Source organism: Pseudomonas sp. CCI4.2, assembly GCF_034350045.1.
Lineage (GTDB): Bacteria > Pseudomonadota > Gammaproteobacteria > Pseudomonadales > Pseudomonadaceae > Aquipseudomonas.
The window spans coordinates 5,326,795-5,338,559 of sequence record NZ_CP133781.1 but is presented as its reverse complement, the minus strand read 5'-3'; the positions used below and the strand labels follow the sequence as shown (position 1 = coordinate 5,338,559).

The 11,765-nt window shown below is 54.1% G+C and carries 10 protein-coding genes, 1 pseudogene and 1 CRISPR repeat array; of the genes and pseudogenes, 8 read left to right on the top strand and 3 right to left on the bottom strand.

All coding sequences use genetic code 11. The features are described 5' to 3' along the window. Positions 1 to 62: 62 nt before the first annotated feature. From csy1 to cas6f, 4 genes are read left to right on the top strand one after another with little or no spacing between them, the layout of a single operon-like run. Positions 63 to 1,361 carry a type I-F CRISPR-associated protein Csy1 gene (gene csy1 / locus RHM65_RS24250; protein WP_322168157.1) on the top strand — a complete coding sequence of 433 codons (1,299 nt, stop codon included), beginning with the start codon at positions 63 to 65 and terminating at the stop codon, positions 1,359 to 1,361. After that, positions 1,354 to 2,298: a type I-F CRISPR-associated protein Csy2 gene (gene csy2 / locus RHM65_RS24245; RefSeq protein WP_322168158.1), complete on the top strand. Its 945-nt coding sequence runs from the start codon at positions 1,354 to 1,356 to the stop codon at positions 2,296 to 2,298. The genes csy1 and csy2 overlap by 8 nt, the downstream gene beginning before the upstream one ends. A 12-nt stretch (positions 2,299 to 2,310) precedes the next feature. After that, on the top strand, positions 2,311 to 3,351 hold the full coding sequence (csy3, locus tag RHM65_RS24240) for a type I-F CRISPR-associated protein Csy3 (protein ID WP_322168159.1): 1,041 nt from the start codon (positions 2,311 to 2,313) through the stop codon (positions 3,349 to 3,351). 2 nt (positions 3,352 to 3,353) lie between these two features. Next, positions 3,354 to 3,920 (top strand): type I-F CRISPR-associated endoribonuclease Cas6/Csy4, encoded by a 567-nt coding sequence (gene cas6f / locus RHM65_RS24235; RefSeq protein ID WP_322168160.1) that lies wholly within the window; start codon positions 3,354 to 3,356, stop codon positions 3,918 to 3,920. Between the two features lie 134 nt (positions 3,921 to 4,054). After that, positions 4,055 to 7,506: direct repeats of the CRISPR family, unit length 28 nt; unit sequence GTTCACTGCCGTATAGGCAGCTCAGAAG. 19 nt (positions 7,507 to 7,525) lie between these two features. Here cas6f and RHM65_RS24230 read toward each other — a convergent pair. Further along, positions 7,526 to 7,771: pseudogene (locus RHM65_RS24230) on the bottom strand (ATP-binding protein); the annotation flags it as partial. A gap of 125 nt (positions 7,772 to 7,896) precedes the next feature. Here RHM65_RS24230 and aac(6') point away from each other — a divergent pair. Further along, positions 7,897 to 8,352: an aminoglycoside 6'-N-acetyltransferase gene (aac(6'), locus tag RHM65_RS24225; RefSeq protein WP_322170807.1), complete on the top strand. Its 456-nt coding sequence runs from the start codon at positions 7,897 to 7,899 to the stop codon at positions 8,350 to 8,352. A 129-nt stretch (positions 8,353 to 8,481) separates the two neighbouring features. Beyond that, positions 8,482 to 9,783 (top strand): MFS transporter, encoded by a 1,302-nt coding sequence (locus RHM65_RS24220; protein WP_322168161.1) that lies wholly within the window; start codon positions 8,482 to 8,484, stop codon positions 9,781 to 9,783. A 126-nt stretch (positions 9,784 to 9,909) separates the two neighbouring features. On the opposite strand, the gene RHM65_RS24215 is transcribed toward RHM65_RS24220, so the two are convergent. Both RHM65_RS24215 and RHM65_RS24210 read right to left on the bottom strand, forming a co-directional pair. Beyond that, entirely contained in the window at positions 9,910 to 10,083 is a 174-nt protein-coding gene (locus RHM65_RS24215; RefSeq protein ID WP_322168162.1) for a hypothetical protein, read from the bottom strand. Between the two features lie 74 nt (positions 10,084 to 10,157). Beyond that, a complete protein-coding gene (locus tag RHM65_RS24210; RefSeq protein ID WP_322168163.1) occupies positions 10,158 to 10,736 on the bottom strand; it encodes a DUF4337 domain-containing protein in 579 nt (192 codons plus the stop codon). Positions 10,737 to 10,869: 133 nt separating this feature from the next. On the opposite strand from RHM65_RS24210, the gene mntA reads away from it, so the two are divergent. Continuing rightward, positions 10,870 to 11,265, top strand: coding sequence for a type VII toxin-antitoxin system MntA family adenylyltransferase antitoxin (gene mntA, locus RHM65_RS24205; protein WP_322168164.1), 396 nt, complete (start codon positions 10,870 to 10,872; stop codon positions 11,263 to 11,265). Beyond that, positions 11,255 to 11,689, top strand: coding sequence for a type VII toxin-antitoxin system HepT family RNase toxin (gene hepT, locus RHM65_RS24200; protein ID WP_322168165.1), 435 nt, complete (start codon positions 11,255 to 11,257; stop codon positions 11,687 to 11,689). Before mntA ends, hepT begins: the two co-directional genes overlap by 11 nt. Positions 11,690 to 11,765 lie beyond the last annotated feature (76 nt).

Here is an 11,765-nt window from a genome sequence, read left to right as displayed (position 1 = left end):
CGCGAGAAATAAAATGAGCAGTCAAAACCTCTACTGGAATAAGTAAGGAAACGCATCGGATTATGGACAGCTCAGCGGATGTACACGAAATCAGCGCCCTTACAGCGCTGATCCACGGATTTATTCAAGAACGCTTACAGGCCAAGTTGGAAAAACTCGGCGAAGGCGAGCAAGACAAATATCAGCAATTACTTGAAGCCCATCGCCCAGAGGCCTGGCTGCACGATGCTGCCCGGCGTGTTGGGCAGATTCAGTTAGTCAATTTTGGCCTAAAATTCACTCACCCCGATGCTCGCGGCAGCAGCGTGTATTTGCGCGATAGCGTGCAGGCCCCAACATTGTTGGGTACCCATAGTCTGGGCAGTGATCGTGATGACGACGTGGTAGGCAATGCTGCAGCATTGGACGTATATAAGTTCCTCAAGCTCGAGCATGCCGATAAGACCTTGTTGCAACGGGTAAACGAACGCGATTCGACGCTAAGCGCGGCCTTATCCGATAATCCCGAGCAAGCGGCCGAGTGGTTGCACGCCTTCGCAGGTATCATCGAAAGCAAAGGGCCTCCAACCTCTCACCGATTGGCTAAACAACTCTATTTTCCGCTGCCCGACGGTGGCTATCACCTGCTGGCCCCTCTGTTCCCCACCTCGCTGGTGCACCGTGTTTACGGCGATATCCAGCGTGACCGCTTTTCCGATGAGGCCAAGGCTGCACGCATCGCATACAAAGATAAGCGCCCTTGGGCACATGGTTATCGGGAGTATCCGAATCTGGTCATTCAGAATTTCGGTGGCACCAAACCGCAAAACATTAGCCAACTCAATAGTGAGCGGCGTGGCGAGGCTTACTTGCTGCCGTCGTTGCCACCCACTTGGCGCCGATCAGGACTCAAACCGCCCAGCCAAGTATCGTCAATCTTTCTCGGCTGGTTCGCCCGTCGTCCGCGTGTGCGCGAACAGAGTAAAGCTTTACGTGAATTTCTCGCGCGCACCGAACGCAGCAATCTAGCCACTCGCGAGGTTCGTCGGCAACGGGTCGCGGCTTTGTGCGATGAGGTATTGCAGTGCGCGGCCGAGTTGCATGAGTTGCCCGCCGGTTGGAGTGCTGCCAGCGGCTGCCAACTGGACAGTGTCGAGGCACTTTGGCTGGACCCCCATCGTGGGCAAACGGATGAGCACTTTGCCAGTCTGCGGCGCCGTGGTGATTGGGTTGATGAGGTGTGCTCGCGTTTTTCCAAATGGTTGAATGCGGCATTGCACAGCGAGAACAAAACCATGGGTGATGGCGAATATCAGCAGTGGTTTAGCGACCTTGAAGCCGAATTAAAGATGATCCGCCTGGAAGTTGCCGACGATGAATAACGCCCCCCAAGGACTCTTGCTGTTGCCCCGCTTGTATGTGCAAAACGCCAATGCCATTTCTAGCCCTTTGACGTGGGGCTTCCCTGCACCTAGTGCGTTTACCGGATTTGTCCATGCACTGGGGCGCCGGGTTGCCAGCGAGTTTGACTTGCAACTAGATGGGGTCGGCATTATCTGCCATTGGTTTGAACCTCAGGTGTTTCAACCGGCGGGGCGGCGTACGAGGGTTTTCAGCCTGAGTCGCAACCCGGCTGATAAAGACGGCACAACCGCTGCCATTGTTGAAGAGGGCCGCGCCCATTTCGAGGTCAGCCTGCTGGTCGGTGTTTGTGGCGGTGAATTATTCGAGGGCAAGGATGTTTTAGTTGAAGTTGCCGAGCGGATCTTCCGCATCGCCGCTGGCTTGCGCTTGGCGGGAGGTAGCATTCTGCCCAATCCGAATGGGCGGCATTATTTGCCGCGTTTGCAGTTGTGGCCTGAGGACCCCGCTGATGCGCGCACTCAATCACGCAAGCTGCGTCGTCAGTTGTTGCCAGGCTTCGCATTAGTTGAGCGCCAGGATTTAATCGCGGCACAGGGGGCAAATCCTTTGGAGGCGCTACTGGATGTATCGAGGTTGAATTTCGAGCCGGAATCGCCGGACCCGCAAACGCCACAAACTGCTCACTGGAACCTGCGCCGCAAGCCTGGTTGGTTGGTGCCAGTGCCGCTTGGCTACGCGGCAGTATCACCCTTGTACGCCGCGGGTGTGGTTGCCAACGCGCGGGATAACGAAACCCCGTTTTGCTTCGCTGAAAGCCTGCTTGGGCTGGGCGAGTGGTTAAGCCCGCATCGAATCGACAATCTGCTTGATTTGCTTTGGTATCACCGCGCCGATCCGACTAGCGGGTTATACCGTTGCAGCAACGACTTTTCTTCTCCGGAAATCCATGCATAAGGAAACTGCACAGTGGCTAAAATTGATTTAAAAACTGCTTCCGTTCTGGCTTTTGAACGAAAGCTGGACCCATCCGATGCACTATTCAGTGCTGGACGTTGGGACGATCGTTCGAATGCCACTCAGTGGCCCGCCATTGCCGTTAGGGAAAAGTCGGTTCGCGGCACCATCTCGAACCGTCAAAAAAGCAAAGACCTAGACCCAGCCAAGCTGGATGCCTCGATCCAGTCGCCTAATTTGCAAACTGTGGATGTCGCCACACTGCCTAACGATGCTGACACCTTGCGCGTACGGTTTACCCTGCGCGTACTCGGTGGTGCAGGGTCGCCTTCAGCGTGCAACAACGTTGAGTATCAGCAGCAATTGAAGGCCGCAGTACAGAGCTATGTAGGCAATCACGGGTTTAAAGAGCTCGCGCGACGTTATGCCCTCAACGTGGCCAACGCACGGTTTCTTTGGCGCAACCGTATGGGCGCCGAAGTGATTGAGGTACAAGTGCGGCACAAACGTGAGGGTGGCGATGCGGCGCTCTGGACTTTTGATGCGCTAAGTTTGCCATGGCGTGATTTTGATACGACAGGACCGGCGGTCGAAAGCCTAGCAGCGCTGGCCACTGTGATTGAAAACGGTTTGGCGGGTAACGATTATGTATTGCTCGATATCACCGCCTTTGCGCGTATAGGCGACGGCCAAGAAGTGTTCCCCTCTCAAGAGTTGATTCTTGATCGTGGGGATAAGAAGGGGCAGAAGAGCAAAACGCTGTACCAAGTCAGTGATACCGCCGCTATGCACTCGCAGAAAATCGGCAATGCCCTACGCACCATCGACACTTGGTATCCCGACGAGAATGGTCTAGGCCCAATCGCTGTGGAACCCTACGGCTCCGTCACGGCTCAAGGCAAAGCGTATCGCCAGCCAAAGCAGAAGCTTGATTTCTATACCTTGCTGGACAACTGGGTGCTCAAAGAGCAGATGCCAGATGAAGGGCAGCAGCATTTTGTCGTCGCCACCCTCATTCGAGGTGGTGTTTTCGGTGACAGTGACAAGGGCTAAGCATGGACCACTACCTTGATATTGGTTTGCGACCTGATCCAGAGTTTTCGCCGGCGCAGCTGATGAACGCCTTATTTGGCAAGCTGCACCGTGCGCTGGCGGGATTGCCGAGTCCTGCTATTGGCATCAGTTTTCCCGATGTACAACCGGCACGTCCGGCGCTGGGTGACCGCATGCGTTTGCATGGTTCGGCCGCAGGCTTGCATCAACTGCTGGCGCAACCCTGGCTGACAGGCTTGAGTAGTCATGTGCAGTTAGGTGATGTGACGGGCGTGCCTGACGAGGTGCAATACCGAAATGTCTGCCGAATTCAGGTCAAGAGCAGCGCCGAACGCTTGCGTCGGCGACTGATGCGTCGGCATAGCCTGACGGCTGATGAAGCCCAGCAACGGATCCCGGATAGCGTAGAGAGTTGCCTTACCCTGCCCTTTATCAGCTTGCGCAGCCAAAGCACTGAGCAGGCCTTTCGACTGTTTATCCACCACGGACCGCTACAAAAAAAGCCACGAAACGGTACGTTCAATGCCTATGGTCTTGGACACGGAGCGACTATTCCTTGGTTTGAATAATTACCCTTTTTTATTACGCTGGGCGGATACCATACGAATCAGCGGCTTATAAAGGCCGCTAAAAAAAAGGGTAAATTGCGATTAGCGGGGGTATTAATCATTTAATAACAATGTGTTATGTGCTTAATAGTCTAGTTCACTGCCGTATAGGCAGCTCAGAAGAAAGGGCGTCCGTCTCTATGGCGTTGGCGGTCGTTCACTGCCGTATAGGCAGCTCAGAAGACAAAATATGGATTAATTATCATGTCAACAAATGTTCACTGCCGTATAGGCAGCTCAGAAGACGGATCACCATAATGCTCAGCCCTACTAAATGTTCACTGCCGTATAGGCAGCTCAGAAGAAAGAAACTGCCAAGGTCGCCAACGAGATCCTGTTCACTGCCGTATAGGCAGCTCAGAAGAAATATGGATTAATTATCATGTCAACAAATGTGTTCACTGCCGTATAGGCAGCTCAGAAGACGCGGAATAGCGTCAATCTTAGGCTGGGTAAGTTCACTGCCGTATAGGCAGCTCAGAAGAACACAAGCAGGGGCAGCATATGGCGGCGGGTGTTCACTGCCGTATAGGCAGCTCAGAAGGACGATCACTGTCACGGTTCCAATCAGTGCATGTTCACTGCCGTATAGGCAGCTCAGAAGAGTACGGGCGGGAAAACACCGTAGCGCGTAGTGTTCACTGCCGTATAGGCAGCTCAGAAGGAGAACGACGCGGGTCGCGTAAGGGTCTCCACGTTCACTGCCGTATAGGCAGCTCAGAAGAAGTAGCGCCAGGCCGACGCTGCATCCGAGAAGTTCACTGCCGTATAGGCAGCTCAGAAGAAATCAGGCAAGGCTTACACGGAGTCGTACCCGTTCACTGCCGTATAGGCAGCTCAGAAGACCCAGCACCGAGGCAACAACCTCCTTTCCAAGTTCACTGCCGTATAGGCAGCTCAGAAGAAGAGGTGCGCAATAAATACGCAAAGCTGGCCGTTCACTGCCGTATAGGCAGCTCAGAAGTGCAATCTCAGAGGGAAATCCCTCCACCTATCGTTCACTGCCGTATAGGCAGCTCAGAAGATATGAGCCGCCAAGCAATCATGGGGGGGTTTGTTCACTGCCGTATAGGCAGCTCAGAAGTAAAAATATGACCCTTACGTGAAAACCAATTAGTTCACTGCCGTATAGGCAGCTCAGAAGTTTCTCGCCATCATCGAACGAGACGTTAACCCGTTCACTGCCGTATAGGCAGCTCAGAAGTGATCACCGTAGAAGCGCTTGATGGCAATCCGGTTCACTGCCGTATAGGCAGCTCAGAAGAGCAGATGACCACATTCAAAGAAGTACAAGAAGTTCACTGCCGTATAGGCAGCTCAGAAGAGACTTTACAGCTTCAAGGATCTGATGGACCGGTTCACTGCCGTATAGGCAGCTCAGAAGTGAACAAGAAGGGGCAACGTGATGACCAGACTGTTCACTGCCGTATAGGCAGCTCAGAAGGTCAACCAAGAGGCAATCAAGTTCCGACGCGGGTTCACTGCCGTATAGGCAGCTCAGAAGGATGTCGAAGTCACTGAGCTGACCGACGACCTGTTCACTGCCGTATAGGCAGCTCAGAAGAAAGCCCGCGAAGCACAAGCCCTGATGAAGCGGTTCACTGCCGTATAGGCAGCTCAGAAGACCTACACCAGATAATAAATGCACAGCTGTTAGTTCACTGCCGTATAGGCAGCTCAGAAGATAGAGACGGACACCTTTGGGAATAACTTGGTGTTCACTGCCGTATAGGCAGCTCAGAAGAAACTGTTTTGACCTGCGCTCAATTTACACAGGTTCACTGCCGTATAGGCAGCTCAGAAGGTGGTGCGCGTCCATGCCTTGCAAGAAGTCACGTTCACTGCCGTATAGGCAGCTCAGAAGAGCGGCAATCGCTGCGTATCGGTAACGACGAAGTTCACTGCCGTATAGGCAGCTCAGAAGGACGCGCTTCGGCGAGGGCCCGCAGCCGCAGCGTTCACTGCCGTATAGGCAGCTCAGAAGTGAGGTTGCTCAGCTTGTTGATTATGCTTACGCGTTCACTGCCGTATAGGCAGCTCAGAAGTGTGGTTCGGTATGGGCGTGCCCTGTATGTGCGTTCACTGCCGTATAGGCAGCTCAGAAGGGTAAACCTCCCCATATGAGCCGCCAAGCAATGTTCACTGCCGTATAGGCAGCTCAGAAGATCTTCTCCTTTGCGAAAAATGAGATGGCTTGGTTCACTGCCGTATAGGCAGCTCAGAAGGGAACTGCACGCTGCAATGACTGACGCAGCTAGTTCACTGCCGTATAGGCAGCTCAGAAGAAAGCAGCCAAGGGCGAATGGCGGGGCATTACGTTCACTGCCGTATAGGCAGCTCAGAAGAACTTGGCTCCGAGCTTCGATGCCAGGTCATCGTTCACTGCCGTATAGGCAGCTCAGAAGAGACGGCAGCGCTGATCGACGCGGCTTCTGGGGTTCACTGCCGTATAGGCAGCTCAGAAGACGGTAGCCATCGGCTGGTCCGTCGTCTAAGTGTTCACTGCCGTATAGGCAGCTCAGAAGGGGAAGATCGTTTGCTTGCTGCCCCGGACCATGTTCACTGCCGTATAGGCAGCTCAGAAGCAGAGGAAGACTCGTTGGTAACAAAGGTCTATGTTCACTGCCGTATAGGCAGCTCAGAAGACGATCTAAATGATCATCGACCGCACCATTACGTTCACTGCCGTATAGGCAGCTCAGAAGACGATCTAAATGATCATCGACCGCACCATTACGTTCACTGCCGTATAGGCAGCTCAGAAGAATGGCAAACACCAGCGCAGCGAAAGTTTCTGTGTTCACTGCCGTATAGGCAGCTCAGAAGAGCAATCGTATGCGCCGCATTTAGGTCCTTCATGTTCACTGCCGTATAGGCAGCTCAGAAGAAATTCGGTAAGCGGTTTCGCTACCCGCTGTGGTTCACTGCCGTATAGGCAGCTCAGAAGACCGCGCAAACTGCAAAGAAGATCGACGCGACGTTCACTGCCGTATAGGCAGCTCAGAAGAGACTGCGCGGCGGGTGCGCTGGGATGTGGTCGTTCACTGCCGTATAGGCAGCTCAGAAGATAACCAGACCGATCTTGACGACGAAAACGACGTTCACTGCCGTATAGGCAGCTCAGAAGGCAGCGCAAAGGGAGGGTCAGCAGCCCCTTGGGTTCACTGCCGTATAGGCAGCTCAGAAGGTCAGGACTGACAGTGGCGCATCACCGGCAGCGTTCACTGCCGTATAGGCAGCTCAGAAGACGAGACCACAGCTATGCATAACGACGACGAAGTTCACTGCCGTATAGGCAGCTCAGAAGAACCGAGACCACGCACATGGACACAGAAAAAAGTTCACTGCCGTATAGGCAGCTCAGAAGACAACGACCTTGCCAGTGCCAGCGCTCCCGCAGTTCACTGCCGTATAGGCAGCTCAGAAGTAGTTATAGCCACGGTCACGACTAGCGCGGCTGTTCACTGCCGTATAGGCAGCTCAGAAGGATAAGCGCTTCACTGCCAGGGCCAATTCCGCGTTCACTGCCGTATAGGCCGCCCAGAAGTAACAGTCAGTTGCCTAAGGTCGTCGATCAGCTCGTGCCACTTGTCCACCGGAATCCGGCTGGCCACTATTTCAGTCGTCAAGCGGTTCCACCATGTAGCGGCGTTGCGCAGCAATAAACGGCGTCAATTACCAGTATCAAGGATCAGCAGCTCGGTCTTGGCGTAGCTGGTTATTGGTTGGCTAAACGACCGGCGCCATGAGTCATGCCCAGTACCTCCATTCGCCGTTGCAAAACGCGAGTAACGCACGCTGTAGCCGTCTCTCCTCCACAAATTGATTCGGCTGTAATAACCCGTAACACCACCCCTGCCAGCGCCAGCTGATCTTTCAAACATGACGGAGGATGATCAATAACCTTCCGCATTTATTCCTTCGAGTATTCCCCTCAATGATCAAGCGCTGCACTTTGTTCGACCATAACGGTTGGCTTCCCCTGCGTGTCGCCCTGTGGCCTGATTCCGGCCCGCACAACGACCATGAAAAACAGATTCTACTGAGCGCGCCAGAGCGCTATCTGGTGCTGATCTTCGTTAGTGAGAACGGCAATGCTCTAGGGTTTGCCGAGGCCTCGATCCGAGTGGATTACGTCAACGGCACCCGTTCCTCGCCTGTGGCTTTTCTCGAAGGTCTTTACGTCCGGCCCACCAGCCGGGGCCAAGGCATAGCGCGGCAACTCGTAGTGGGCGTCCAGCAATGGGGCGAAGAAATGGGCTGCACTGAACTGGCTTCGGACGCACTGCTAGATAACCAGGGAAGCCACGCTATGCATAAGGCATTGGGCTTCGCTGAGACCGAGCGGGTTGTTTATTTTTTGAAGCCTTTGGGTCTTCAAGCGACACTGTGAGAAATTCACTGATGATGTCTTTGTCAGTCCGATATTTTGTAGCCTCGAAAGGCTTGAGTTGGCTCATGTAGGCTTTCCTCAATCAAGCTAGTTCTCAAGCACTCGCCCCACCCGAATCAAGGCCCGCCAATGCTTACAAACTTTTCACGCATCACTCGGGCCTTCCCCGATATCGACCTCCGTCTACTAAAACTACAATTCAGTTTTTTACTAATGGTTCTGGGCGGACGGTGCAATCAATTGGCGGTGGCGTGGTGGGCGTTGCAGGAAACGGGCTCTGCACTTTACTTCGCGAACATGATTGCCTGTTCCATCACGGCGGAGGTGTTGGCCAAACCTCTACTGGGATGGCTAGGGGACAAGTACAACAAAATATTGATCATCAAGCTGGCCTCATGGATCAGTCTTTTGACGGCGCTGCTGATGGTGGTGCTGTCTGCCATGGGGTCGTTCAACCCTTGGGCGGTGGGCGCGCTGATGATGATCAGCAGTGCAATCGTCGGCGTGCGCGATCCTCTCCAAGCGTCGGTGATTCCGTTGTTTGCAGACGACGATAAAGTCTCCTTGGCTTTTCGCACAAAAAGCGTGATGTCGTCTTTTTCCATTCTGCTGGGGCCGGTACTGGCCAGCGTGTTGATTTACGCGGGCGGTATCACGTTCGCTTTTGCCGCCGATTTTGTTGCGGTTCTCATTGCTGGGGCGTTGATTGCGACTGTCCCGAGTCACATCGGCGCCACTGACGAAGGTGAGAAAGCCCCGGCCAGCGGCTTCAATATGATCTATTCCGGCTTCAAAGTGGTTTATGGCGTTAAGGCCGAGTTTTACTTGGCGATCATTGCGATGCTGATCAACTTTGCGCTGTTTCCGTTCTTCACGATACTGATCCCCTTGTACGTAAAGGACGTTATTCAGTACCCGGTCACTTACATCGGTCTGCTGGATTCGTGCTTCGGGCTGGGCATTCTGGCGGGCAGTTACAAAATCATCGGTTGGTTATCCGGGTGTGTACCTCGTGATTTGTGTGTGTCCGCAGGTTTTGCACTGCTGGGGTGTAACTTGGTGGTGGTTGGCACTGTGTCATCGTCGTTCATAGTGCCCGTCGCCTTTTTTTGTGGCGGCGTCGGCCTGATGCTGATCAACATCCCGACCTCCGCTGTAAGGTTGCTGGCAACGCCCAAGCGCCATCGCAATCGGATTTTTGCCACGGTTTCATTTTTGTCGGCGGCGGCCAGCCCGGTGGGTAGTTTCGCGATGAATACCTTGATTGCTTATCTGGGAATCGCATTAACCATCACGTTACTGGGCGTCATGGTTTTGCTGTTGTCTGCGCTGGTGTTTTTGGTCCCCGATTTCAAAACGTTCATGCGCTCGCCGGATACGCAGCTCAATGATGCCTATCTGGCCAAATACCCCGAAGCGTTCGCGCACTGACGTGGCTCTCTGTAATTGGACCAATTGGTCGCAACCTTTTTCATTCTGATATAGCGCGTCGCCTGCTTCCGAATAAATTCGGTCCCACTGTGATCTGGGTCTCCTACAGGGGCCGGTGTTAGCTCATTACTTGTCCTTGAAGTACGCATGGTCACTCGACACCAACGCTCTATGAATCTGCTCATTCCATTGCCCTGGACCCACATCAAACTCACCAAAGCTCCCCTCAAACTCCCAATACGCCCAAGCGAAATGGCGTTTCTCGGCGGCATTGACCACGCAAAGCGGTGTCACAGTCACCAGCGCGTCGCCTCGTTCGCAGGCAAGCCTGGCTCCCGCAGGGATGTGCCGTGTTTGATCCCCAGCGGCGTTCATCAAATATGCAAATACGCCAGCGTCCCCAACACCACGGCAATCCCCGCCGCGCCATACGCCACTTTTTTCAGCCACTCTTTACGCGTCAGTAACGTGATCGCCGCCAGCGAGATGGCGATCTGAATCGCGGTCATCGCCTGCGCCCAGCGGTGGTGCTGATGCAGCGCGACTTCTGATTTTTCATCCCACGCCGTCACTTCTTCTTCGAGCTGTTCAGCTTTCTTGCGGACCACTTCTTTTTCAGCTTTATAGCGTTCAGCTTCGGCCGTGTAGTGCGCCGCATCGACGCCGGGTATGTGGGTCGCCAGTTCCGACAGGTTTTGGCGGCTGGATTTGGCCTGGTAGTAATTCCACTGATTGGAGGCTTCGGTTTTCTTAATGGCGGCGTTGTTTTTGTCCATTGCCGCTTCGCTTTCCGTCGACCCGGCCTGATAGCTGAGCAGGGCGCCTATGGTCGCCATGATCGCTGTCATCACCGCGATTTTTCCGGCGAAATTATCCCCGCGCGCCTGAGCATGCTCGGTCGCGTGTTCCAAATGGTGCTCGTGCGGGCTCGGGACTTCGAAGTCTTCAGACATGGGGAGTGATCTATGGAGGGGTGGAGTTGCGGAGTGTAATCCAGTCTGTGTAAAACTATCGCAGCTGATCGCCTTTAGCCGTATTCGCACACTGTATGATGTGTGCACTTCAGCGCGAGTCGGGAGCATTGTCATGAATTTCGAAAGACTCGTCGCGCACTTGCAAGCGCACATTCCCGGATTATTGGCGGTTTACATTTTTGGCAGCCAAGTTACCGACCATGCCACTGCGCAGAGCGACTTGGATGTGGCGGTGCTTTTGGCTGGCAAGCTCGACCCAATGCGGTTATGGGAAATGTCGGGAGAGCTGGCTGATATCGCCGGGATCCCGGTCGATTTGCTGGACATGCGAGCCGCGTCGACGATTATGCAATATCAAGTGATTACCACTGGGTTGCGGGTCTGGGGCGATGACGTGCAAGTGGGGCTTTTCGAATGCTTTGTATTGAGCGAAAAAACTGAATTGGATACCGCTCGGGCTGGATTGCTCGCGGATATTCAAAAGGACGGAAGCATCTATGGCCGATAATGTGCTGATCAACAAGGCTGCAACGATTGAGCGCTGCGTCGCTCGAGCTCGGGAGGAGTACGACAAAGACCCCGCCAGCTTTGCGACCGACTTTACTCGACAGGACGCCGCGATCCTGAATATTCAACGCGCATGCGAAGCCGCGATGGGCATGGGCCAGCATTTGGTGCGTCGCGAACGGCTGGGTATTCTGCAAAGTTCGCGCGACGTGTTTGAGTTGTTGTCTCGTAGCGGATGGGTGGACACGGTGTTGGTGTCTGGACTTAAAAATATAGTCGGCTTCCGAAATATCGCCGTGCACGAATACCAAACCCTTCAGTTGCCCATTACCGTCGCGATCATCACGAAGCACCTTGGCGACTTTTTGGCCTTCAGCGCCTACATTCTGCGCAAAGATGCGGATCCGGCAAAAAAGCCCGTCTAATCACTGATATGCCGCAACACCTCCAGCACGAGTAAGATAGCCCCCGCGGTATCGTCTTACGATCCTCGCTGAGTCG

What these genes read in the sequence shown, in the direction of transcription:
- csy1 (WP_322168157.1), top strand. Translation starts at nt 63, where the DNA reads ATGGACAGCTCAGCGGATGTACACGAAATCAGCGCCCTTACAGCGCTG.
- csy2 (WP_322168158.1), top strand. Translation starts at nt 1,354, where the DNA reads ATGAATAACGCCCCCCAAGGACTCTTGCTGTTGCCCCGCTTGTATGTG.
- cas6f (WP_322168160.1), top strand. Translation starts at nt 3,354, where the DNA reads ATGGACCACTACCTTGATATTGGTTTGCGACCTGATCCAGAGTTTTCG.
- RHM65_RS24220 (WP_322168161.1), top strand. Translation starts at nt 8,482, where the DNA reads ATGCTTACAAACTTTTCACGCATCACTCGGGCCTTCCCCGATATCGAC.
- RHM65_RS24210 (WP_322168163.1), bottom strand. Translation starts at nt 10,736, where the DNA reads ATGTCTGAAGACTTCGAAGTCCCGAGCCCGCACGAGCACCATTTGGAA.
- mntA (WP_322168164.1), top strand. Translation starts at nt 10,870, where the DNA reads ATGAATTTCGAAAGACTCGTCGCGCACTTGCAAGCGCACATTCCCGGA.
- hepT (WP_322168165.1), top strand. Translation starts at nt 11,255, where the DNA reads ATGGCCGATAATGTGCTGATCAACAAGGCTGCAACGATTGAGCGCTGC.